This is a genomic window from Prevotella sp. HMSC077E09, assembly GCF_001814685.1.
Taxonomy (GTDB): Bacteria; Bacteroidota; Bacteroidia; order Bacteroidales; family Bacteroidaceae; genus Prevotella; species Prevotella oris.
In genome coordinates this window covers 40,306-65,113 of record NZ_KV817559.1, presented here as the reverse complement: position 1 = coordinate 65,113, position 24,808 = coordinate 40,306, and the positions used below count along the sequence as shown (strand labels likewise).

Sequence of the window (24,808 nt, the reverse complement as noted above, 5' to 3'; positions counted from 1 at the left end):
ACGAAGAGGAAGCATAGATGAATGCAATTCTCCGGCTATTCGCTTCATATTGCAGTTTGGAGAATATGTCGTTGCCTTTTCATATCAGGACTGTTGTCTGAGAAAATGTTTCTGTTGAAGTGTTTATTTGCAAGTTGTTGATTTAGATAAACTTTTATTTTAAATCATATAATAAGTTTTCAAAAAAGAAAATCTTTAGTAGAAAATAAAGCAAGTAAGTTTTCCTTTTGTCGAATTTAAAGGCTAATTTTGCAACTATAAATTTACTTTTACACAAGAAAATGGAAAGCAATAAGATCTATTCTTTTGAAGAAGCATACCAAACTTCTTTGAAATACTTTGATGGCGACGAGCTTGCTGCCCGCGTTTGGGTAAATAAGTATGCAATGAAAGATAGCTTCGGGCATATCTTTGAGTGCAGTCCTGAAGACATGCATCGGCGTATTGCCAATGAAGTGGCACGTATAGAAGCGAAGTATAAGAACCCGATGAACGCGCAGGAAATATTCGAAATGCTCGATCATTTCAAGTATATTGTGCCGGCAGGAAGCCCAATGACCGGCATCGGAAACAGCCACCAAGTGGCCAGTTTGAGCAATTGCTTCGTAATAGGTCTTGAAGGAAAGGCCGACAGTTACGGTGCTATCATGCGCATTGACGAGGAACAAGTGCAGCTGATGAAGCGTCGTGGCGGTGTTGGTCACGACTTGAGCCATATCCGTCCGAAAGGAAGTCCGGTGAATAACTCGGCACTTACGTCAACAGGTCTTGTGCCTTTCATGGAGCGTTACAGTAATTCTACGCGCGAAGTGGCGCAGGATGGCCGTCGCGGTGCACTGATGCTGTCGGTCAGTATCAAGCATCCCGACAGCGAAGCTTTCATTGATGCTAAGATGGAAGAGGGCAAGGTGACGGGTGCAAACGTGTCAGTGAAGCTCGATGATGAGTTCATGCAGGCTGCTGTTGATGACAGAAATTACATGCAGCAGTGGCCTATTGATGCGAAAGAACCTAAGATTACGAAGGAGATTTCAGCCCGCAAGCTGTGGGAAAAGATAGTGCATAATGCGTGGAAGAGTGCAGAACCCGGCGTCTTGTTCTGGGATACAATCCTCCGCGAGAGTATTCCCGACTGCTATGCTGACCTCGGTTTCACCACCGTGAGCACCAATCCATGCGGTGAAATCCCGTTGTGTCCTTATGATTCCTGCCGTCTGTTGAGCATCAATCTCTATAGTTATGTGGAGAAACCTTTTACAACAGAGGCTTCATTCAATTTCGACAAGTTCAAGAAGCACGTTCAGATTGCACAGCGTATCATGGATGATATCGTTGATCTTGAAATGGAAAAGATAGACCTTATCATTCATAAGATCAAGGAAGACCCTGAGAACAATGAGGTAAAAGAGGCTGAATATCATCTTTGGGAGAAGATAAAGCGCAAGAGTGGAATGGGACGTCGTACCGGTGTCGGCATCACTGCAGAGGGTGATATGCTTGCAGCTTTGGGATTACGCTATGGTACTCAGGAGGCAACTGACTTTTCGGTGTCTGTTCATAAGACTTTAGCTTTGAATGCTTATCGCTCATCTGTGACCATGGCAAGGGAGCGTGGGGCCTTCGAAATCTATGATGCTAAGCGTGAAGTCAATAATCCTTTCGTTCAAAGAATAAAGGAGGCTGATCCTGAACTCTTTGCAGATATGCAGCAATATGGCCGACGCAACATTGCCTGTCTGACCATTGCACCGACCGGAACAACTTCACTGATGACACAGACTACCAGCGGAATAGAGCCGGTTTTCATGCCTGTATATAAGCGTCGGCGTAAGGTTAACCCCAATGATGCTGATGTTCATGTGGATTTTGTAGACGAAGTGGGCGACAGTTTCGAGGAGTATATCGTTTATCATCGTAAGTTTTTGCAGTGGATGCAGGTCAACGGATACGATACAGAGAAGCGATATACGCAGGAAGAGATAGATCATCTCGTTGCAAAATCACCTTATTATAAAGCTACCGCCAATGATGTTGACTGGCTGATGAAGGTAAAGATGCAGGGCGCTATACAGAAATGGGTGGATCATAGCATCTCCGTGACTGTCAATCTGCCTCATGATGTCGACGAAAGTCTTGTGAATCGTCTTTATGTTGAAGCCTGGAAGAGCGGTTGCAAGGGTTGTACTATCTATCGGGACGGTAGCCGTGCGGGGGTAATGATATCTGTTTCGAAGAAAGACAAGAAGAAAGGCAGTCATACAGAAGGTGCAGATGTTCGGGAAGATACACCGAAACAGCACGAGTGTGTCCGTCCGGAAGTGACAGAAGTACGGCCGAAAGAACTCGAATGTGATGTTGTTCGTTTCCAGAACAACAAGGAAAAATGGGTGGCTTTTGTGGGCTTGCTCAATGGTTATCCTTATGAAATCTTCACTGGTTTGCAGGATGATGAAGAAGGAATTGTGTTGCCAAAGAATGTCACTAAAGGCAAGATCATCAAGTCTACCATTGAGGATGGCTCGCATCGCTATGATTTTCAGTTTGAAAACAAGCGGGGATACAAAACTACAGTGGAGGGACTGAGCGAGAAGTTCAACCCGGAATATTGGAACTATGCAAAGTTGATATCCGGCGTTTTGCGCTATCGTATGCCGATTGATCATGTGATGAAGCTTGTGAGTTCATTGCAATTGAAGGATGAAAGCATTAATACTTGGAAGAATGGTGTAGAGCGTGCGCTGAAGAAATATATCGTTGATGGCACTAAAGCCAATGGACAGAAGTGCCCGGTATGCGGTCATGAGACGCTCGTCTATCAGGAAGGATGCCTCATTTGCACTAACTGTGGCGCCAGTCGGTGTGGTTGATAGCGCCTCAAGTGATATGAATTGAAATGAAAATCAGAAATAGTTATATCTTTCTTAACGGCCTGCGGTTTCATGCTTTCCATGGTGTGATACCGCAGGAGCGTTTGACAGGCAATGATTATCGGGTGGATTTAAGAATCAGTTACCCGTTGGATGAAGCCGTTATTTCCGATGATGTAGCTGATACCTTGAATTATGCAGCGGTCTATGAGCTTGTTTCGCAGGAGATGAAAGTGCCCGGTAATCTCGTTGAACGCGTGGCTTATAGGATTGCTGATCGCCTGTTTCGAAAGTTTTCTTCTATCAGGGAACTCGATATAAAAATACTTAAATGCAATCCACCAATGGGTGCTGACGGTGAAGGTGCAGGCATTGAACTTCATTTAATAAATGATAAAACTGAATGAGGACATAAGGTTTTATGACATTTTTTCATTAACTTTGTCACCCGATATATTGGTTTTATGCGTAGAAAGAGAGTCTTCTTCCTGATAACAATGTTGCTGTTTGCTGTTGCTGTCATGGCGGCAAACCGCAAGTTTACACTCGTTATTGATGCCGGACACGGTGGAACTGACCACGGAGCACCTGGTAGTTACTCCAAAGAAAAAGACCTTACACTGAAATATGCGCTTGCTTTTGGGCGCTATGTTGAGGATAATAGTCCCGATGTTCGTGTGGTCTATACGCGTAAGACCGATGTTTTCGTAACTTTGGCAGGGCGTGCTGATATTGCCAATAAGTGCAATGCCGACCTTTTCTTGTCGTTCCATATCAATGCGGTTACAGGTTCGAAATCGGCCCACGGCTTTCAAAGTTGGACGTTAGGTCGCGGTGAACATTCAGGCGATCGAGGCATTAAAGCTAACCTCGACGTAGCAAAACGCGAGAATTCTGTCATGTTCTTAGAGAAAGACTACAAGACAGTTTATAAGGGTTTTGACACGAATTCTTCGGAAAGTGATATCATGTATGAGTTCATTGCAGATAAGAATCGTGAGAAAAGTGTTGAACTTTCACGCCTATTGCAACAGTATGTATGTGCTTCAACGGGTCGTGTCAATGGAGGATCTCACCAGAATAACCTCGCAGTTCTGCGCTTAACGTCGATGCCAAGCTGTCTTTTGGAATTGGGATTTATATCGACTCCTGATGAAGAAGACTTCTTGAATGATGATGCTTCAGTAGCTTTGTATGTGAAAGGTGTTTATAATGCCTTTATGAAATATCGCCAACGTTATGGCAACGACATCAGTGTGCCTTATAAACCCATTAAGGAAGAGCCTACAATACCGCAGGTTGTGCCCTCTGATTACCGAAAACCAGCTGCTGATAATCCTGCTCCACGCAAGTCAAAGCGACGTGTCGAACGCAAGTCGGCTGAGGCAGATAACAACCTTGCAAAAGTGGAACCACCACATAAGGAAGGTGATGTTCAGGTACCGAATAGGGTAGAGAACGACAAACCTGTATTCAAAGTGCAGCTCCTTGTCAGTTCCAATGTGCTGAAATCTGATGACAACCGCTTCAAAGGATTGACCAATATTGAGTCGTATAAAGAGGGACTGTATAAGTACACTTATGGGGCATCGACCAATTATAACGAGATATATCGGCTGCGTAAGCAGATACTTGACAGGTTCCCTGACGCTTTTATAGTTGCTTTCAAGAATGGAAACAAGATGGATATCAACGCTGCTATTCAGGAATTCAAATTGAAAAGATAGTTTTATATAAGTCAAACAGACAGAAAGTTAAGATAAGAATATGAAGTTAACAAAGGAAATCAAAATTGCAATAGTAGCCATAGTGGGTATTCTTGTGCTCTTTTTCGGACTCAACTTCCTTAAGGGAATGACGCTGTTTTCCAATGACAACACTTATTATGTGTCGTTCAAGGATATCAGCGGATTGTCTTCTTCCAATCCGATCTATGCCGATGGATACAAGGTGGGCGTTGTGAAACGCATTCAATATGACTACGATAAGGGTGGAGATATCCTTGTTCAGATCAATGTAGACCAAGACCTTCGCATCCCGAAAGGCAGTTCTGCCGAGATAGAAAGCGACATCATGGGTAACATTAAAATGAATTTACTCTTGGCTAATAATCCTCGTGAGCGCGTCAATCCCGGCGAAACGATGATTGGTTCGACGAAAAACGGACTTATGGGAAAGGTTGCAAGCTTGGTGCCTACAGTAGAAGTGATGTTGCCGAAGATAGACAGTATCCTCACAAACCTCAATGCGTTGTTGGCTAATCCGGCACTTGCCCAGTCGCTTCAAAACATTGAAGGTATCACCGGTAACCTCAAGACGACTTCCAAACAGCTGAATGTGCTGATGGCAGATCTCAACAAGAACGTACCCGGGTTGCTGCATAAGGCCAACGGTGTGCTGACGAATGCCGATAAGTTTACAGGCAATTTAGCGCGTGTGGATGTAGCAGGAACGATGTCACAAGTAGACCAGACAATAGCAAATCTCAAGGATTTCACCCATCAACTCAATAGCAGGGAAGGCTCTTTGGGCCTGCTGATGCACGATCCGACACTGTATAACAATATGAACAAGACCATGCGCAGTGCCGACTCTTTGTTGATAAATGTGCGGCAACATCCCAAACGTTATGTGCATTTCTCTGTCTTTGGAAGAAAAGAAAAATAAGAGATTGCAGTTAAATTAAAAATGGTCTAAATTGTAAAGATAAATGTTTCACGGCTTTTGGGCATACCCGAAAGCCGTTTTTATATGCTTCATACAGACATATTCTCAAATGTTTCACCAAATCATATGACTTTATTCAGAACCTAAGATAATCCATTTGAAATCAAGACCTTATATATCTGCAAGTCTGTAAAGAGGCAAATAAATTGATAATATGCGTAAGTTCACATGTATGAGTGATTTAACTCATTTTATCAGAAAACATTCATCAGATAGATTTGTCATTTTGATTATCTTTTACTATCTTTGCAATCACGACGTAAAAAAGAGTCGAAAGACATACATTATTATACATCTTAAATGATAAATGAAAGTGAGTCCTGATAACCGTTGGGGCAAATCGCTTGCGCTCATCAGGCAGAACGTGACGCAACAGCAATTTGAAACCTGGTTCAAACCTATTGTCTTTGAGCATTACAACGAAGCAACGAAGACTATCTTAGTTCAAGTACCCAGCTTGTTTGTGTATGAGTATTTGGAAGAGAACTTCTTGAACCTACTCAAAACCGTGCTCTATCGCTCGTTTGGTGAGGGTGCACAGCTCACTTATCGCGTTGTTACAGACAAGGAACACAAGCTGACTCAAGACTTAGAAGCCGATCCAACAGATGCTGAACCACGCAAAGAGCGCAGCGGGGCCAATCAGTCGCCTTCGCCTATGGACGTAGACAAGGCTGCCGATATAGACACTCAGCTTGATCCCCACCTTAATTTCAAGAATTATGTTGAGGGAACCAGCAACAAATTAGCACGCAGTTTGGGGCTTTCTATCGCTGAACATCCGTCTCAACCGCAGTTCAACCCGATGTTCATCTATGGCCCTTCCGGTTGTGGAAAGACCCATCTTATCAATGCTATCGGCCTCCGTTGCAAGCAGCTTTATCCTGAAAAGCGCGTGCTTTACATTAGTGCACGCCTCTTCCAATCGCAGTTTGTAGACGCCAATCTCCACAGTTCTATCAACGACTTCATTCGCTTTTATCAGACGATTGACATGTTGATTGTCGATGATATCCAGGAGTGGGTCAATGCAACCAAGACACAAGACACTTTCTTTCATATCTTCAACCATCTCTTCCGCAATGGAAAACGCATACTTTTAGTAAGCGATCGTCCGCCGGTCGACCTGAAAGGCATGAACGAACGACTGCTCACACGTTTCTCCTGTGGGCTTATTGCAGAGTTGGAGAAGCCGAATGTGGAATTATGTACCGACATTCTGAAGGCTAAAATCCGTCGCGATGGCCTGCATATTCCCGATGAAGTCATCCGTTTCATAGCCTCAACAGCCAATGGAAGTGTGCGTGATCTTGAAGGCGTTGTCAATTCATTGCTGGCTTACAGCGTAGTTTACAACAGCAATGTTGACATGCGTTTGGCCGAAAGAGTCATCAAGCGGGCGGTGAAAGTGGATGACAATCCGCTCACAGTTGACGAAATTCTCGACACGGTATGCAATCATTTCAGCGTTACTTTGAGTGCTGTCAACAGCAAGAGTCGCAAGCATGATCTCGTGATTGCCCGCCAAGTGACGATGTATCTCGCCCAGAAATATACCAAGATGCCTGCATCTCGCATCGGCCGTCTTGTCGGAAACCGTGATCATTCCACAGTAATTCATAGTTGTGCACAGGTAGAAAACCGCTTGAAAGTAGACAGTTCGTTCAAGGAGGAAGTGAATTCTATCGAAGTTTCTTTTAAGTTAAAGTCTTGAATTCCTGTCGTTTCCTGTCGTTGTATGTCGTAAGAAAAAGGTAAGAAGAATAGTTTTCAAAGTATTTATTTATATAAAGTGAAAGCGTCTCTGATACTCTGTATCAGGGACTTTTTTCGTTAATGAGGATTGTATGTGCTGCATTTCATGAGCTATAATTCCATGAAGCGGATGATGTGTTAATTCATTTCAAGGATATTTACAATTGCTCTCGCTATACTCGCGTATTTGAAATGAAGTCCTTCCCCACGCTGAATATGCGCTGTATTTTATGATTTTGTAATGCGTTGGATATCAGTTGATTATGGTTTTCAATGCAAAAAGCAACATGAAATCATGTTGAAAAACAGTGCAATTTGCATCAAAACATATCGTCATCTGCGTCAGATTATCTTGCCATTTGCATCATCATACGAAGTCAAGTCTATGAGTTTATGCGGTGAACTGACTGAAATGACAACAAAAGAAGATAAAAACAAGAGAGCTGATAGACAGAAATGGCCTCACATCCGTGCTGAAAGTAGATTTTCATTTCTATTTGGTGGTGTCTTGAGATGTTAAAAAACAGGTGATAATCTTTACAAAAACAGGTGTGATTTTCACTTTGCAGAAACTTTCAGTCTGACGCAGATTATTTTCCTTGTCTATTGCTTTGGCATTTTCGTTTGCCCTCAAATGTAAGGTAAACAAGGTAAGGCCCGTCGGCCAGGAAACTGATTTCATCTCCTTGTGCCTCGTTAAGTGTGCCCTGCCATAGCGCATCATAGGCGAAAGAATCCCATACAAGACCTTTGCTTTTCAGTTGCTTGCACCCGAAATTGAAGATACTTACCTGTTGCCGGGCAAACGTTTTGAAGGTGCTGTTGCCTTGGGTGGGGATGAAATATCCTTGGGCTGTAATCATGACGGGCTGCAGGTGAAACTCTGAATAATAGCGCATCATGAGCGAAATGTTGGCTAATGTGTGGTCTTCGCGCTTGCCTGTAGCCCCTAAATAAGCAATCCGGCTGCCCTCTTGGATGTGCGGAAGCGTGGTTGCATAGCGTGTGGCTTTGGTTAAATCGTTATCATCTTGCTCGGCCATGTGGAAGAAATTCAATCGTGTTTTCAGTTCTGCCGACAGACTGTCTCCGTCACCAACCACCGTCATTTGCTCAGAACGAATGCCATGGTCAATGAGTGATAAGGCTGCGCCATCACATGCGATGAGGTGTCGGGCATGGCGAATAATGGTTTGGCCTACCTCGTTTTCGGGGTAGGAACCATTGGCCACGATGACCATGTCGAAGTGAGTTTCACTGTTGATGAGCGGATAGTTGTTCATGTTGTTGTTGCATCATTTGTTTCCATTTGTAGTATCCGGCCACGGCAATCACCACATATAAGCCATAAAGTCCGGCTTTGAAAGGAATTCCTTTGACGATGTAGAGATAGCAACTGATGACATCTACCACGAGCCAGAAAGCCCATTGCTCGATATATTTGCGTGCCAAAGCCCATAAACCAACGAAACTCAGGGCATTGGTAAAAGCATCAAGCAGTGGAACGGTAGAGTTGGTGAAGCTTCGCAACACCCAGTAGGTGACGCCCCAGGCCACGAAAAAGAACACTGTTGCAGGCAGATAGAGGCGTCGGCGCATGTGGGTGATGGGCAAAGCCTGCCCTTGTTGCTGTCCATGTTTACGGCCGAAGCGCCACACGGCATAGCCATAGAGTGCGGCTCCCGTATAGTAAACGGCCATAGCTGCATCGCCATAGAGACCGTGACTGAAGTAAAGCCAGATGTCAAGCAGGGGCATCACGATGCCCACGAGCCATAGAAAGATGCTTGCCCGATACTCCAATACGATGTAGGTGAGACCTAAGAGCGTAGTCAGAATATCGAGCCAGTGGAGTGATAAGTATGCTGTCATATCAGAAGGTAATGCTTAAATGCGCCAGAAAGTGAATGGGTGCCTGTGGAGAATAGGCTGATTCTGTCTTAGTTTCCTTTCCGTTGTCATCATAGCCTGCGCTGGCATAGCCGTTTGTGAAATACTTTTCGGAGAATAGGTTGTATATCGTTGCGCCTACAGTAATGGCTTTCACCGACTTCATCTTAAAGCTGTAACTCAGGTCAAGATTAGTGATGAAGTAAGCATCAAGCATGAGATTGCGGTTGTTGTCATTGGTCATATACTGCTCTCCGACGTATTGGCTTTGCACAGATGCTTCAAAACCGCGATAGTCAAAGGTGAAAATGTTGTTGAAAATGAGGTCGGGCGAGAAGCTGAGGTGGGTAGTTCCGAAGTTGAGTGACTTATTGTTATCGCTCTTTACCGTCCAGTCTTTCGCGCGGTTACGGCTCAATGTGGTGTTCATGTCCCAGCGAAACCAGCTCATGGGCTTCCAGGCAGCCTGCAATTCAACGCCTTCGCGATAGGAACTCCCTACATTTCGGTGGATCATCTCACCGATAGCGTTTCGCTCTCCGGTGAGAACAAACTGGTCTTTGTAGGCCATATAGTAGAGATTAAGGCCTGCACTGAACTTCACTCCTTGGTACTTGTAGCCCAACTCCCAGTCGTTCATGCGCTCAGCACGTGGCTTTGGGGAGGGATTTCCCTCGAAATCGTTGCGCACAGGCTCGCGATGAGAGAGTGCCCACGAGCCATATACAGCATGGTTAGGGTTGATTTGCCAGAAAAGTCCAGCCTTGGGATTGAGGAATTTGTAGCGTTCGTCATAACGCCAACCCGCAGAATGCGCGGTCGTGTATTTGTCTTCGGGATTCTCTATGCGGTATCTGATGTAGCGATATTGCAGGTCTGCATAGGCGTTGAGGCCCTTGACGAGTTCATAGTTCAGCTTTCCGTAGATGCTGTTTTCGTTTTTTTCGGCCTTGTTTCTATAGTATTCGTTATCGGGATAGTTGGCAACAGTGGGATTAATCACGCTGACAATGGTTCCGAAATGGCGTCCGTTATAATGGTTTATGGCTCCACCGAGCGATGCTTCAAGTTGGTTGTGCTTGTAATTCAAGGCATATACGCCACCAAAGAAGTCATTTCGCAAGTTCTTTCGACGGATAAGATCTGATTTCAAGTTTGTGGTTGTGAGTCCATACTTGGCAAGTTTCTGTCCCACCATATACTGTTCATAGTAGCCGAAGCCTGCCGTGTAGTGCAGGGCTACGTTGAAATTGAACCTGTCACCAAGCAACTGGTTCCAGATAAGCTGGTAGTTTTGCTGGTGATAGTTGTCAGTCTGGTTGTCATAGTAGCGTGTATTGCCGTCTGCATCCTTGTATTCTCCGCATGGATTATAGCGTCTTCCATACTTCTCCATCTGCTCTTTTGTGGCGTAATCCCAAGCGTGGTAGGTCTTTTCTATGCCGTTGAAAGTGAGCAGTTTCACGAGTGTGTTGTCTCCGGTATAGGCACCTTGCAGGAAATAGGAGTTCAGTTGGCTCGCAGCACGCTCTATATAACCGTTGCTGGCGATATTGGAGAGGCGGCCGTCAAAGCTCCAATGGTTTCCCAAAAGGCCCGAACCGAAGCGCAAACTCTCTTTATGCGTGGCGTAACTGCCTGCAGAAGCATTGAAATTCAAGTAAGGATAGAGCGAAGGAGCATCTGTCTGCATGTTCACAGTGGCACCAAATGCAGCGCTTCCATTGGTAGATGTGCCCACACCTCGCTGTATCTGAAGGTCTTTTACGCTTGACATGAAGTCGCTCATGTTAACGAAAAACACTTGCGAACTCTCTGCATCATTCACAGGAATGCCGTTAGCGGTGAAGTTGATACGGCTCGGGTCGGTGCCACGTACTTTCAAGGAAGTGTAGCCAATACCGTTTCCTGCATCGCTTGTTGTGGTTACACTCGGCGTGAGAGAAAGCAGAAAAGGAATATCCTGACCATGATTAATCTTCTTGATTTGGTCTTTATTGAGCGTTGAAAAGGCCATGGGAGTATGCTTTCCTGCACGAGTTGATGTGACTTGTACATTCTGTAACTCATAGGTCTTGAGTGTGTCGATGGACTCCTTTGCTGCATAACTCTGGCTCACTGCTATCAAAGCGGCCATCAGCATTTTTGGTTTTCTGTTCATTTTGAAGCTTTATTAATGAATAATCTCGATTTCTTTCCCAACAACATCGAGGTTTCTGCATTGCTTTTATGCATCAGATGGTCTTAAAAATGAACTCGTGGAATAATCTCTTCCCTGCGTCGGCATTATCCGTTTCAGGTTCCATGGGTCTGTTCTCAGCATCCGCAAACGCGGTAGCACCCCGTGTGTTGTGTCGTCAACGCAATGTTGAAGACGCCTGCAAAGGTAGTGAATAGCATTTAATTATGCAAATCTTTTTATGGATTTTGTTGTTTTATCCGAAACAACAGCTTGTTTCTTGTCCTTAAATTTCCGCTCTGTATTGTCGTGGTGAAAGTCCTATGTGGCGTTTGAAAAACTTGCAGAAGCTGCTGAGTGAAGGGAAATTGAATTCGTTGGCGAGTTGGGTGAGTGTTTTGTTGGAATAGCGTAACTCCGCCTGGATTGCTGAAATGGTGGCTCGGTCAATCCATGTTTTGGCCGTTTCTCCCGTTTCACGTTTCACGACCATACTGAGGTGGTGGTTAGACATGCAGAGCGTAGAAGCATAAAACGAAAGCTCATGTTCGGTATGTGCCTTTTGATTAACCAATTGAATGAAAGCCTCGGTCTGCTGTTTACCCAACGACCAATTCTTCTGTGGGGCTACAAAGTCTTGGTCATAAAGCATTTCGGCGAAGTTGAGTGCAGCGACAAACAGAGCATTGAGTGCTTTGTTTTTGTCGCCGGTAGGTAGTTTTGAGAGGCTCATGATCGTATCGAGATAGCACTTGTAAACCTTACTTTCTTCCTCGCTTAGGTGGACTTTGAAACAAAGTCCCGGGTTTTTGAGCATTGTGGGAATATCCAATCCGAAGAGTTGACGCAGGTATTCCTCGGTTAGAGCAAAGCCTTCAAACCGTGTGTCGGGTGCAAAGCTGTCGTCATCGAGCACACTTCCCCAGTTGATGAAAATCATATCTCCAGGCTCGCAAGCATAGGGACGCGAGTTTACTACAGGGCAACAAGAACCTTGTTTGACGATAGCAACACGCATACATTCCATGCGAATGGGCGCATTGGCCGCTATTATTGCTTGAAAGAAAGGACTGCAATCGGTGAAAGCCATATAGTCTGAGGTGACAACATGGTCTCCCAAAGTTTTGTATTCCGTAGATTGTAGCAATTCGGTCAGTTCTTTCAGTGATGCAATCGTGGGCATTTTGTTCTTGTTGCTTTCCATAATTGATGCTTGATATTGTAGTCGTAAAGGTACGAATAATAAGGACATATCAGGCTTACTTTGTTATATTTTAACATTTTTCGTAAGTGGAAAAACAGTATTTTATCCCAAAAAGGTAGCTAAAATGCCCTTTTTTATCTCTATTTCAGTGATTTCATACATAAAAGGAAAATTTACATACCTTTTTGACAAGGCTTATATAAGGAAATATGTGTACTTTTGCAACAATAAAATTCAACTCATGTAGGTGCGCGACTAATTAAACGATTATACTCATATAAGTCCAAATGATAATTAAGTATCACTTAAGATGAAATTATAGTGGTAGCTATAAGAGAGAAAGACTCGTCGGGATGACGGGTCTTTTTTTGTTTGTAAATCTCTTGTAGCCATTCTTCAAGAGAGTGCATCTGTATTTATCAAGGATATATAAAGCGAGCCTTGCAACCGATACTTGGTATCATTGCAAGGTTCACCTTATTATATAATGTATGCGTTTCTGCCCACAATCACTCTTCTCCTCGTGCTTCATGATTTTGAAAACAGAATGAGGGAGATTTTAAGTTGGCTTTATTTCTTGCAGTCGCAAGGTGTCCACGGCTTCAGTTCCTTAAAGAAATCGTGGCCTTTATCATCAACAAGAATGAAAGCAGGGAAGTCTTCAACGCGTATCTTCCATACGGCTTCCATGCCCAATTCCGGGTATTCTACGCATTCAATACTCTTGATACTGCTCTGTGAAAGCACTGCAGCAACACCGCCAATCGTACCTAAATAGAAGCCACCATGCTTCTTGCAGGCATCTGTTACAACTTGAGTGCGGTTGCCTTTGGCTATCATGACGAGAGAACCGCCGTGTTCTTGGAACTCATCTACATAGGGATCCATGCGGTTGGCAGTAGTCGGCCCCATCGAACCACAGGCATATCCCTTCGGAGTCTTGGCCGGACCAGCATATAGAACAGGATAATCTTTCATGTATTGCGGCAGATCTTCGCCTGCATCAAGACGCGCTTTAAGTTTTGCATGGGCTATATCACGTGCCACAATGATTGTTCCTTTAAGGCTGACACGCGTTGAAACAGGATACTTTGTAAGCTCTGCGCGCACGGCATCCATGCCTTTATCTAAGTCAATCTCTATGCCCTTAGCGCCTTCTCCAGGCTTTCTGTATGCTTCGGGGATAAGTTCTGAAGGGTTAGTATCCATCTTTTCAAGCCAGATTCCGTCCGCATTGATCTTTGCTTTGATGTTTCTGTCGGCCGAACAACTCACTCCCATACCGATAGGACAGCTTGCACCATGGCGTGGAAGACGGATAACGCGGATGTCATGTGCCAGCGCTTTGCCGCCAAACTGTGCACCGAGACCAATCTTGTGCGCCTCTTTGAGCAGCTTGTTTTCAAGATCTATGTCGCGAAAAGCACGCCCGGTCTCGTCTCCGGTGGTAGGAAGATTATCGTAATACTTGATAGATCCGAGCTTAACGGTAAGCAAGTTCTTTTCTGCGGAGGTTCCACCTACGACGAAACAAATATGATATGGAGGGCAGGCTGCGGTTCCCAAGCTCTTCATTTTCTCCACCAAGAAGGGCAGAAGTGTGCTTTCATTCTGGATAGTTGCCTTTGTCATAGGATAGAAGTAGGTTTTGTTGGCCGAGCCACCACCTTTAGCTACCATGACAAAACGATACTCTGCACCCTCTGTTGCTTCGATATCAATCTGCGCAGGCAGGTTACATTTGGTGTTAATCTCATCATACATGTTGAGCGGAGCATTCTGAGAATAGCGCAAGTTGTCTTCAGTGAAGGTGTTGTAGACGCCGAGTGAGAGCGCTTCCTCGTCTTCAAAACCGGTCCAGATCTGCTGACCTTTCTCGCCATGGATAATGGCCGTACCCGTGTCTTGACAGAAAGGAAGTATGCCTTTGACTGCAGTTTCGGCATTACGGAGGAACTGCAGTGCTACATACTTATCGTTTTCAGAGGCTTCCGGGTCGCTAAGTATGGCAGCAACCTGCTCGTTGTGTGCGCGACGCAGCATGAACTCAACATCGTGAAAAGCCTGCTGTGCAAGAAGAGTCAAGGCTTCTTTTGAGACTTTCACAATCTGCTTGCCTTCAAATTCGCTTGTTGTTACACCCTCTTTTGTCAGAAGACGATATTCCGTGTCGTCCTTTCCAACCTGAAACATCGGTGCATACTTGAATTCAACTTTATTTGCCATAATGTTTTTTGTTTATGATATTGTTTCGAATTTCTCATTGCTTGATAGTTGCAAAGGTATAAAAAATATGTGTAATTCGCAGCGAATTTCACGTTTTTCGTACGCATCTTTTTCCGGATTTTGCGAAAGGAAACCATGCAATATACAGCTCCTTTCATGATGAGGAGAATGCTTAAAGTGGAATATACGAGCCATTTGCATGGCTTGATAATGTAAACTTAATGTCTTGTTTTTAACATCTCAGAGCATCACCAAATAGAAAATAAAAAGCAGAAAAATGGGCGTTATCTCCTGCGTTCAAAGTCCTTGATGTGCAATTTCATTCATGATGTGCTGTGATTTGACGCAAGTCATGCTGCTGTTTGCGTCAGATTACACCATGAAGTGATGCAAGATACAAGCTGATTTGACGCAAATTGCAGTGTTTTTCAGCGTGATTATTCCCCATAATCTGACTTGAATTTCATAACAATATGACTGTCAATATGTTGCGAAACCGTAAAAAACAGCACTTATTTGGAACTAAAAAGACTTTGGTTTTGAATTCACTGATTTAACAAGTACTATTGTAAATATTAATGACAAGATTTAACATATCATTCGCTTCTTGATTAATTCCTTGTTATTCTCAAGGTCTGCTGTCACTGGATTGAAACATGATGCCACATTGAAAGCAGGAAAAAGGGATATGTTTCAATGGATGAAGCATATCCCTTTAACAGAAGTTGTATCTTATTTTTCGGCAAAAGATTGCTTTTCCATTCTTTTACCTTTTAGTTTTCTCAGCCTTTTACTCTCCGAAGATGTCTTCCGTCGTGAGGCGTTTCACGGGGGCTATCTTTTCAAGTACTTTCATGTCGAGGTTCTTTTCATTGCCAAGAACGGCATAACGATAAGGCTTATGGGCAATGTTCTGACGGGCGAAGCTGACAATGTCCTGCAAGGTAAGCTTCGGTAATGCGGCATATATGTCCTGCATGTAGTCATGGTCAAGGCCCAATTGCTTGAGGAACAGATAGCGTTGGAAGATGTTGAACTTCGTTGTTCGTTCGCTTTGAATGGATTTCGTGAGGCTTTGTTTGGCCAAATCAAACGCTGCTTCATTCTGCGGCATACTGTCGACAATCTCGTTGAAGACCTTGATGCAGTCGCCCATCTTGTCGTTTTGTGAGATGATATGCGTGAAGAAGCTTTCCGAATCGTCCTTATATTCAGGACGTTTATACATGGCATAAGCGTTGTAAGCCAGTGCACGTGTCTCGCGAAGTTCCTGGAAAACCACTGTGTTCATGCCTCCGCCGAAGTACTGGTTGAATAGGGTTTCAACGGGAGCTTTGGCAAGCGACCATGTCTTCCCTTCGTTGTTATACTGTCTGAGATAGATGTTCTTGGCGTCGTATGGGGCAATGAGCACTTCGTTTTGTGCCGTCAGCTGTGGCTTATAGGGCTTGTTGACAGGCATGGGTGCCCATTTTGCAGGTGTAGGATGCTCCTTGGTGAGCAGTTTGTCGAGCTGCTTGAGGTCGGATGCGCCGTAGTATAACACGGTGTGTTGCATCTTTCCAAGTTGTGCAAGCATGTCAACGAGCTGCTGTGGATCCATGGTCCGCAGGTCTTTTACAGGGGTTTTGTCGCGCGTCGGATTGTATTTCCCATAGATAGCATAGTCCCAAAGTGCATTGAAATTAGCCTTCTGATCGGTCTTTGCATCGTTGCGTGCCTTCTCAACCATGTCGCAATAGCGGCTCCAAGAGGCCTTGTCAGCCTTTGCCTGATGCATGATCTTTTCTAAAAGTTGCAGTGCTTGCGGCATGTTTTCATTGAGACCGGTGAGATAGATGCTTAGTGTGCGCTGGTCCATGACGGCATAATATTTACAGGCAAGCTTGTAGAAAGCCTGTTTGATTTGTGAAACGGTCATGTCGTTGGTGCCGATATAGTCGAGATAATCAAAGGCGGTGTTGTAGAGTTTGTTGGCAGTGTAGCCGAAATCATAGCGGAAAACGAGGTCGAAAATGCCGTCGTCAGTATTCTTCTTGTAAATCAGAGGCAGGCGAGACTTTGTGTTTGAGAATGTAAGTTCTTTCTTGAAATCCACGAACACAGGCTGTATCGGCTCTGTTTTTGCCGTGCGGATTTCGTTGAGGAACTTGCTTTCAAACTCGCGGTTTGCAGGAATTGGGGTGATGATAGGCTTCTCAATCTTCTTCAAGGTGGTGTCGGTGCCCATCTGTTTATAGACACATGCGTAGTTATCCGTGCGCAGATGACGGCGTGCAAAGTCTATGATGTCCTGCTTGGTAAGCTTTTCCTGGCGCTCTATCTGCTGTGTGACATCAGTCCATGGCTTGTCGTTGACGAAAGCATCTACCATCATGCTGACGCGCTTTTGATTGCTGTCGAGCGACTTGTAGTATTGAAGTTTCTTGTTGGCAAGCACAGCCGGCAGCAGATCATCGCTGAATTCACCGCGTCCCAGCTTGGTAATCTCGCCTAAGATGAGGTCTTTCAGGTCGTCAAGCTTTTGGTTTTGAAGGGGAATTCCTTCGATAAGAAGCGTTGAATAGTCGTGAAGATCAGCAAGATATGTGCCTGTTTCCATGGCTTTCATGGGCTGGTTGATATTGATGTCAAGGAGTCCGGCCTTGCCGTTCGAAAGCATACGGTTCACGATATCAAGCGTGTCATTCTGCAACTGATTGGCACCTTTGAAGCGCCAACCCATCATTATGTTTTCTGCATCAAGTCCGATGACGGTGGTATCGCGTGGACTCGTAATGGTCTTTTGGGCCTCGAACTCGGGTCGGGAAAGCTGTTTGCTGGGCTTCCAGCTGCCGAAGTATCGGTCGATGATTGCGATAACGGCGTCTGGATTGAAGTCGCCTGCAAGCACGATAGCCACATTATTGGGCACATAATAGCGGTGGAAATAGTTCTTGATGTTGACGATTGAAGGATTTTTCAAGTGCTCTTGCTCACCGATTGTGGTCTGGGTGCCGTATGGATGCGTAGGAGCGAGGAGCTTCCAAAGGGCAGCATACTCCTTACTTCCGTCGCTTCCCATGGATATGTTCTTCTCTTCGTAGACGGCTTCAAGCTCAGTATGGAAGCCGCGGATAATCATATTCTGGAAGCGGTCGGCCTGAATGCGTGCCCAATTTGCGATTTCATTCGATGGAATATTCTCCACATAGCAGGTCACATCGTTGCTTGTGTAGGCGTTACTTCCTTCAGATCCGATGCTCGCCATGAGCTTGTCATATTCATTCGGGATGTTATATCGGGCGGCAAGTTGCGACACTGAGTCGATTTCATGATAGGCGTTCTTGCGTTGTGCAGGGTCAGTGAGCGTGCGATAGTGCTCATAACGTCGCTCAATTTCGTCGAGATAAGGCTTTTCCTTGGCGTAGTCTGTGGTGCCAAACTGTTGTGTTCCCTTGAACATCAGATGCTCCAAGTAGTGTGCCAAGCCTGTAGTTTCGGCCGGATCATTGCGTGATCCCGTGCGGACTACAATGTTGGCTTGCAGTCTCGGCTGCGCTTTGTTGACACTCATAAACACTTTCAAGCCGTTGTCAAGGGTGTAGATGCGCGTCTGCATCGCGTCACCTTTGACGGTCGTGAAGTGGTAGTCTTTGGCCGAAACTGATGAGATTGCGGTCAAAGCCAATGTGAATAAAATCGTTTTTAGTCTCATATTCTTTTAGTTTTCAAAATCAATTTCGTGGTCAAGGTTGTGGATGAAGTCATCAAGTACATGCTTTTCAACATCTCCCATGGCGTATTCTTTTTCGGCATCTTTACGTATTTCGGCAATCCATGCACGTCGGGCACGCACATAGTCCTCGCGAATTCGCTCAATATCTGCGTCAGTAATCTCTGAAAGATGATAGTAGTCAAGTATCATCTGATAAGTCCAAGCCCACTGATATTCACGGTAATTGCAGTTGATTTCCTTGAAACGGTCAGTCACTTCCTGTATGGTTTCAATCTCTCCGCTCTTGATATCGTCAATCAGTCGCATCTCTTCACTCTCCGGAAGCAGCAGTCCGCTGAGGTCATTCCATTTTCCAAGCCCGACAGTTGTCGTCGGAGGTTCAACTGTTCCACATTTCTTGATGACTCGTTTCAGCACGGCTCCCATATAGATACGCAGGGCAATATCGTAGTATTTGATGCCCTTGTTGAGCGAACTTGCATTGATCACATAGTTATGATAGGTGTAAGTGGTGACATTCTCGCCACTGGCATCGAGCAGTTTCTCAAGGATTTGCTTTCCTTTTACTATCTCTCCGACGGAGAAAGGAGATAGCCAATCGAAGTTGACGATGCTCTTTTGGCTGCCCACAGGACGCACATCACGCTTCGGCCACTTGCGAATGTCGCGGTAAAGACCTACGGTTGTGATGTTCCTTCCTGGCGAAAGATACATCGTATCGCCGTAAGCGATGAGGTAAGAGAACGGCAGATTGCGCGTGTCGGGATGATACATCAGCTTGCCAAAGCACACGGAGAAAGTTCCGATATAGGCCGGCATGAGCACATAAGCACCGCTGGCTGTCTTCGTTCCTCGCTCCAAAATGCCGTAGTGCATAGGCCCCATTTTGTAGGCATGATTGCTGAAATTCGTTGCACTTCCAGCGTTATAGAAAGAGAACTGACCGCCAATAAGCAAGCTGCTTTTATGGTGACTGGCCGTAAAAGGCCCGCAGAATGCGGCGCAAGCTTCCCCATTACTCATGTAAGAATTAGCAAAGAACACACTTGAAGATGCCGTAAATCCGTTGCTGATCTGACAGGCTTCGCCCACAAAGCAGTCTTGAATTTTAACGCTGTTGATAATGCTTGAGCCTTCACTGATAATCGAATTCTCGCAGATAACGCCTGTACCGATATACACGCTTGAAGCAGGTGAACTCAGAATAGTACAGTCGCTGAGGCGTGCAGCGCCATTGATTTCGCAGTCATCATAGACAACCGTGTTCGTAATTTCCTTGGTGTTGACAATCTTTACATGGTTTCCGATGTAGGCTTGGTCGTGGCGTTTGCGGGCAATCTCTTCGTTGATGAGGCGCCGAATGGCATCTTTGAGGGGCTTGTCGCCGAAGTGTTTTGCCATGAAAGCAGCAAACTGACTGTTCAAGTCGCTGAAAAGTATCACGTTCCCATCGCCAACTTCATTGAGCACGGAGATGAGATTACCCTCGCCATAGGTAGCCCCGTCGGTGGTTTCCATAGCACTTACGTTGCTGATATAGCAGTCGTCACCAATCGTGTAGTTATTGATGAAGCCGCCGATATTCTCAATCAGGCAGTTATCACCAATGCTTACGTTGCGCAACGTGGCGTTGTTGATGCCCGAATGCTTGAGGAAACCACGGCTCACTTCAATGTTCTTGTCGAAGTCGCCGATAGAAATCTCACCGTAAAGCATTACCCGGTGCATGTAATTCGGCTTGAAATCATCTGATACATGCACGTTTGTCCAGTCCTCAGCCCAGCAGTTTCGGTCTTCAAGAACTCTTATTTCTTCATCTGTAAGTTGTCGCATGATGTTCATTCATAATTCATTGTTCATTATCCTTAATTACGATTACCGGGGTAATGTGGTTTATTCCACCTCCGGATATAGGAAGTCATTGTAGGGATATTTCTGCACATGAAGCTCTCTCACCTTTTTATATAGGGTACTTCGGAACTCATCTATGTTCATTTTCTCCTTGGCACTGATGAACAGGCAGTTATCATTGAGGCGTGCCATCCATGTCTTTTTCAGTTCCTCTAATGTGATATTCTCGCGCGTTTCGGGCGTAAGGTCGTCTTCATCTTTCTCTACCCAATGATAGTTGTCAATCTTGTTGAAGATAATCATCGAGGGTTTGTCACTGCAACCCAAGTCGGCAAGTGTCTTTTCCACTACCTGTATCTGCTCTTCAAAGTCGGGATGTGAGATGTCAACCACATGCAACAGCACGTCAGCCTCGCGCACTTCGTCGAGTGTACTCTTGAAGGAATCAACGAGATCTGTGGGGAGTTTGCGAATGAAACCTACCGTGTCAGCCAGCAGGAAAGGCAGATTGTCGACAACAACCTTGCGAACGGTGGTGTCAAGCGTGGCAAACAGTTTGTTTTCGGCAAACACTTCGCTCTTTGCCAACAGGTTCATGATGGTGCTTTTGCCCACATTCGTGTAGCCCACGAGCGCCACACGGATCATTCGTCCACGGTTCTTTCGCTGGGTAACCTTTTGCTTATCAATCTCCGCGAGGCGCTGTTTGAGCAGCGTGATGCGCTGAAGAATGATACGACGGTCCATTTCAAGTTGTGTTTCTCCAGGGCCACGAAGTCCCACAGAGCCTTTACCTCCACCCGAACCAGAGCCACCTCCCTGTCTTTCCAAGTGCGTCCAAAGTCGTTGCAAGCGTGGAAGCATGTAACGATATTGGGCTAATTCCACTTGTGTTTTAGCGTTGGCAGTCTGTGCCCGCATTGCAAATATGTCGAGAATCAACGAGGTTCGGTCGAGTATCTTTACCTTCAACTCGTTTTCTATGTTGCGGATTTGCTTGGCAGAAAGCTCATCATCGAAGATAACCATACCTATAGGCTCTTCGTTTTCTTCGCAAGTTTCGATATAATTCTTGATTTCTTCCAACTTACCTTTACCCACATAAGTCACCGCACTGGGGCCGTTTGCCTTCTGAGTGAAGCGCTTCACGGTCACGGCCCCTGCCGTGTCAGCAAGGAATTCGAGTTCATCTAAGTATTCTTTTGTCTTGGCTTCCGACTGGTTATTGGTGATTAAACCCACCAAAATGGCTGTTTCGGCCTTGACTTCAGAGATTACAAATTCTTTCATCAGCTTTGTTTATATATACAATATGGTGCAAATTTAATAAATTAGCACGATAATTCATCGAATGACTGTAAGAAAGTTATGCAGGAGTTCAATTCTTTCCGCGTGCGAAAAGCTATGAGGTGACACTTCATGCAGATAGACTTTTTGCCGCAAACGTTTACGTAATTATTTGCATGATTTGTTTCGTTTCATGCTAACTCATTGAAACTTTTGCCTATCTTTGCCCCAGATTGATAATGGAAACAATACAGATTTTCAATAAACTCATAACTTCTTAAGAATAAACTACTGAAACATTTCAAAAAGAAATAGGCCTCGACGTTGAGTCGGGGCTTTTTCTTTGCCATATAGTCTATGCTCTGTTTCAAGGAGAAATGATAGGAAACATACTCTCCGATGTGTTGAAAGTCATGATGAAATAGCAGGAGGCGGATGATATGTTAAATCTTATCATTAATGTTTACAGTTGTGCTTGTTAAATCAGTGAATTCAAAACAGGAGGCTTTTTCGTTCCAAATAGGTGCTGTTTTTTACGGTTTTACAACATATTGACAGTCAGATGGTTATAAAATCCAAGTCAAATTATGGGGAATAATCACGCTGAGAAACACTGCAATTTGCGTCAAATCAGCTTATATCTTGCATCATTTCATGGTGTAATCTGACGCAAACAGCAGCATGACTTGCGTCAAATCACAGCGCATCATGAATGAAATTGCACACAAAGAACTTTGAAAAAGCAAACTGACTCCTGTTTTTTCGTCTGTTTTTCTCTGTTTGGTGGTCTTCTGAAGTGTTAAAAACGAGCAAGGAATTCAACAAAAAATCATCATTCGTAAGGTCTTTTCTTCTCCGTTTTGTCGCTTAGTTTCGTCATTCGGATGATTTTCTTCGCTTGGCTTTTGTGGTTTGTTGCTTTTGTCTTATCTTTGTGAATGCAAAACAACTTTTACGTAATAACATGAAGAAAACCTTTTTATTGGCATGGGCATTGAGCCTCACTGCAATGGTCTTTGCCGACGTTCACACTGTTTATTCACCTGACAAAAAGCTCAAACTCTCGGTCAACGATGAAGGAGGAAAGCTTGCTTATGCGATTTTCTATGACGGAACAGAAGTCCTGAAGCCTTCAGCGCTTGGACTGAAAGCCGATTATGGCGACTTCACACGAGGCATGAAAATCGTTAAGGCCACGGAAAAGGCGATGAATAAGGCATACGATATGACGCGTACAAAACGTGCACATGTGGACTATGAAGCAACTCAATTGACGTTGAAATTAGTCAATGAAAAAGGTTTCCCGTTGCAGATGACGTTCTCTGTAGGCAATCATGATGTGGCTTATCGCTACACCTTGCTGCCTTCCAAGGGTGAAAATCCACGGTGTGGCGTTGTATATAGCGAGGCCAGCAGTTTCAATTTCCCCGATGAAACGCATACTTTCCTCACGCCACAGATACAGCCTATGTCGGGTTGGGAACGCACAAAGCCGAGTTATGAGGAAGAATATCGCGCCGATGCACGCTTGACCGACAAGTCAACCTATGGCGTTGGATATACTTTCCCCTGTCTTTATCGCATTCCAAACGGCAGAGAAAACACGTGGGTTCTTGTCTCTGAAACAGGTACAACGAGTTATCCCGGATGCCGACTCTCCGAATATGAGCCTGGCAAGGGATATCATGTTGCCTATCCGCAAGCAGGAGAAAACAACGGTGTTGGCAGTGAGTTTGCGTCTATTCCTGTACCGGGAAGCACACCATGGCGCACGATAACGGTAGGCCGTTCGCTGCAACCTATTGTTGAAACCACCGTCCCTTATGATGTCGTTGAACCGCTTTATAAGGCGAAATATGAATGTAAACCGGGGCGCTACACATGGAGTTGGATACTTTGGATGGATGAAAGTTGCAACTATGATGACCAGGTAAAGTTTATTGATGTGGCTTCCAAGATGGGCTATGAATATATCCTTGTGGATGCACTTTGGGACAAACAGATTGGCCGAAAGCGCATTGAAGAACTCTCACGTTATGCACAAAGCAAGGGTGTGAGCCTCATGTTGTGGTATAACAGCAATGGAACGGAGAACGATGCACCGCAGGGGCCGCGCAATGTTATGAGCAATTCGATTGCCCGTAAGCGTGACATGGCGTGGATGAAGAAGATAGGTGTGAAGGCGATAAAGGTTGATTTCTTCGGTGGCGACAAGCAACAGACGCTTCAACTCTACCAGGATATCCTCAGCGATGCCAATGACTATGGACTTCAAGTCATCTTCCATGGCTGCACATTGCCACGTGGCTGGGAGCGTATGTATCCTAACTTTGTGGCTAATGAAGCCGCTTTAGCGAGTGAGAATGTGTACTTCACAGAACATCATGCCAAGCAGGAAGCATTCGAACTGACCATGTATCCGTTTACAAGAAATGCCGTTGCAGCATTCGATTGGGGTGGGGTGCTGATGAACCGCTATATGAGCAAGGACAATAAGAGTCGTCATCAACGGTTCACAGGTGATATCTTTGAAATGGCAACGGCCATCACCAATCAGTGTAGTGTGAACTGTGTGGCACTGACACCGAACGCACTTGAAAGTCTGCCTGCTTTCGAAACAGACTGGCTGAAGCAGCTCCCTACAACGTGGAAAGACCTCCGTTTCCTTGCCGGTTACCCCGGAAAGTACTTTGCTGTGGCTCGGCAAACCACGGAAGGTAAGTGGTATGCTGCTGCTATCAGCGCTGAAGAGAAACCTGTTACCTTGACACTTCATCTCCCGATGTTTGCCGGAAAAGAAGTCAATGTGTATGCAGATGGCCCGAAAAAGACAGGTTCTTTGTGGCTCACGCCAGGCATGAAGCGTCAGAAAGTGGGGCGTAACGGACAATTGAAAGTGACGGTTCAGCCGCGTGGTGGCGTCATTGTGAACGAGTAAATGCAAGAAATGCTTCTCCCTGTCTTTAGTTTTTAGCCGTTAAGTAAGTTCCTGAAAGGAAATCAAAGGTTTCTGAAGACAGGGAGAAGTCTGTTTGTGAATAGTGAAAGTTCTATATTGAGAGCCTCTATATGAGCATTAATGATTTGCGAAGATATGTTTGTTT

Annotated in this window: 14 protein-coding genes and 1 riboswitch; of the genes, 6 read left to right on the top strand and 8 right to left on the bottom strand. The window is 45.0% G+C overall.

The genetic code is table 11. The features are described from left to right. Positions 1–281 precede the first annotated feature (281 nt). The 5 genes from HMPREF2983_RS07010 (at position 282) to dnaA (ending at position 7,308) form a co-directional block, all read left to right on the top strand. Positions 282–2,867, top strand: coding sequence for an adenosylcobalamin-dependent ribonucleoside-diphosphate reductase (locus HMPREF2983_RS07010; protein WP_070667515.1), 2,586 nt, complete (start codon positions 282–284; stop codon positions 2,865–2,867). Positions 2,868–2,893: 26 nt separating this feature from the next. Continuing rightward, on the top strand, positions 2,894–3,274 hold the full coding sequence (gene folB, locus HMPREF2983_RS07005) for a dihydroneopterin aldolase (protein WP_070667514.1): 381 nt from the start codon (positions 2,894–2,896) through the stop codon (positions 3,272–3,274). Between the two features lie 57 nt (positions 3,275–3,331). After that, positions 3,332–4,594, top strand: coding sequence for an N-acetylmuramoyl-L-alanine amidase family protein (locus HMPREF2983_RS07000; RefSeq protein ID WP_026285882.1), 1,263 nt, complete (start codon positions 3,332–3,334; stop codon positions 4,592–4,594). Positions 4,595–4,634: 40 nt separating this feature from the next. After that, positions 4,635–5,534, top strand: a complete 900-nt coding sequence (locus HMPREF2983_RS06995; protein WP_004377231.1) for an MlaD family protein — start codon at positions 4,635–4,637, stop codon at positions 5,532–5,534. A 367-nt stretch (positions 5,535–5,901) separates the two neighbouring features. Continuing rightward, positions 5,902–7,308: a chromosomal replication initiator protein DnaA gene (gene dnaA, locus HMPREF2983_RS06990; RefSeq protein WP_004371497.1), complete on the top strand. Its 1,407-nt coding sequence runs from the start codon at positions 5,902–5,904 to the stop codon at positions 7,306–7,308. Positions 7,309–7,939: 631 nt separating this feature from the next. On the opposite strand, the gene HMPREF2983_RS06980 is transcribed toward dnaA, so the two are convergent. From HMPREF2983_RS06980 to hflX, 8 genes are all read right to left on the bottom strand, one after another. After that, positions 7,940–8,632, bottom strand: coding sequence for a thiamine diphosphokinase (locus tag HMPREF2983_RS06980; RefSeq protein WP_070667512.1), 693 nt, complete (start codon positions 8,630–8,632; stop codon positions 7,940–7,942). After that, positions 8,604–9,221: a nicotinamide riboside transporter PnuC gene (pnuC, locus tag HMPREF2983_RS06975; RefSeq protein WP_070667511.1), complete on the bottom strand. Its 618-nt coding sequence runs from the start codon at positions 9,219–9,221 to the stop codon at positions 8,604–8,606. Before pnuC ends, HMPREF2983_RS06980 begins: the two co-directional genes overlap by 29 nt. Before the next feature lies 1 nt (position 9,222). Beyond that, on the bottom strand, positions 9,223–11,400 hold the full coding sequence (locus HMPREF2983_RS06970) for a TonB-dependent receptor (protein ID WP_070667510.1): 2,178 nt from the start codon (positions 11,398–11,400) through the stop codon (positions 9,223–9,225). A 94-nt stretch (positions 11,401–11,494) separates the two neighbouring features. Next, a riboswitch (TPP riboswitch) is annotated at positions 11,495–11,594 on the bottom strand. Between the two features lie 110 nt (positions 11,595–11,704). Next, on the bottom strand, positions 11,705–12,622 hold the full coding sequence (locus HMPREF2983_RS06965; protein WP_018919583.1) for a helix-turn-helix domain-containing protein: 918 nt from the start codon (positions 12,620–12,622) through the stop codon (positions 11,705–11,707). A gap of 570 nt (positions 12,623–13,192) precedes the next feature. Beyond that, positions 13,193–14,848, bottom strand: a complete 1,656-nt coding sequence (locus HMPREF2983_RS06960) for a fumarate hydratase (protein ID WP_004371477.1) — start codon at positions 14,846–14,848, stop codon at positions 13,193–13,195. A gap of 790 nt (positions 14,849–15,638) precedes the next feature. Continuing rightward, positions 15,639–18,545 (bottom strand): M16 family metallopeptidase, encoded by a 2,907-nt coding sequence (locus tag HMPREF2983_RS06955; RefSeq protein WP_070667509.1) that lies wholly within the window; start codon positions 18,543–18,545, stop codon positions 15,639–15,641. 6 nt (positions 18,546–18,551) lie between these two features. Further along, entirely contained in the window at positions 18,552–20,399 is a 1,848-nt protein-coding gene (locus HMPREF2983_RS06950; protein WP_070667520.1) for a DUF4954 family protein, read from the bottom strand. 60 nt (positions 20,400–20,459) lie between these two features. Next, on the bottom strand, positions 20,460–21,707 hold the full coding sequence (hflX, locus tag HMPREF2983_RS06945) for a GTPase HflX (protein WP_070667508.1): 1,248 nt from the start codon (positions 21,705–21,707) through the stop codon (positions 20,460–20,462). A gap of 961 nt (positions 21,708–22,668) precedes the next feature. Here hflX and HMPREF2983_RS06935 point away from each other — a divergent pair. Beyond that, positions 22,669–24,642, top strand: a complete 1,974-nt coding sequence (locus HMPREF2983_RS06935) for a glycoside hydrolase family 97 protein (protein WP_070667506.1) — start codon at positions 22,669–22,671, stop codon at positions 24,640–24,642. Positions 24,643–24,808 lie beyond the last annotated feature (166 nt).

Coding starts and splice junctions, on each gene's coding strand:
- HMPREF2983_RS07010 (WP_070667515.1), top strand. CDS start 282: ATGGAAAGCAATAAGATCTATTCTTTTGAAGAAGCATACCAAACTTCT.
- folB (WP_070667514.1), top strand. CDS start 2,894: ATGAAAATCAGAAATAGTTATATCTTTCTTAACGGCCTGCGGTTTCAT.
- HMPREF2983_RS07000 (WP_026285882.1), top strand. CDS start 3,332: ATGCGTAGAAAGAGAGTCTTCTTCCTGATAACAATGTTGCTGTTTGCT.
- HMPREF2983_RS06995 (WP_004377231.1), top strand. CDS start 4,635: ATGAAGTTAACAAAGGAAATCAAAATTGCAATAGTAGCCATAGTGGGT.
- dnaA (WP_004371497.1), top strand. CDS start 5,902: ATGAAAGTGAGTCCTGATAACCGTTGGGGCAAATCGCTTGCGCTCATC.
- HMPREF2983_RS06980 (WP_070667512.1), bottom strand. CDS start 8,632: ATGAACAACTATCCGCTCATCAACAGTGAAACTCACTTCGACATGGTC.
- pnuC (WP_070667511.1), bottom strand. CDS start 9,221: ATGACAGCATACTTATCACTCCACTGGCTCGATATTCTGACTACGCTC.
- HMPREF2983_RS06970 (WP_070667510.1), bottom strand. CDS start 11,400: ATGAACAGAAAACCAAAAATGCTGATGGCCGCTTTGATAGCAGTGAGC.
- HMPREF2983_RS06965 (WP_018919583.1), bottom strand. CDS start 12,622: ATGGAAAGCAACAAGAACAAAATGCCCACGATTGCATCACTGAAAGAA.
- HMPREF2983_RS06960 (WP_004371477.1), bottom strand. CDS start 14,848: ATGGCAAATAAAGTTGAATTCAAGTATGCACCGATGTTTCAGGTTGGA.
- HMPREF2983_RS06955 (WP_070667509.1), bottom strand. CDS start 18,545: ATGAGACTAAAAACGATTTTATTCACATTGGCTTTGACCGCAATCTCA.
- HMPREF2983_RS06950 (WP_070667520.1), bottom strand. CDS start 20,399: ATGCGACAACTTACAGATGAAGAAATAAGAGTTCTTGAAGACCGAAAC.
- hflX (WP_070667508.1), bottom strand. CDS start 21,707: ATGAAAGAATTTGTAATCTCTGAAGTCAAGGCCGAAACAGCCATTTTG.
- HMPREF2983_RS06935 (WP_070667506.1), top strand. CDS start 22,669: ATGAAGAAAACCTTTTTATTGGCATGGGCATTGAGCCTCACTGCAATG.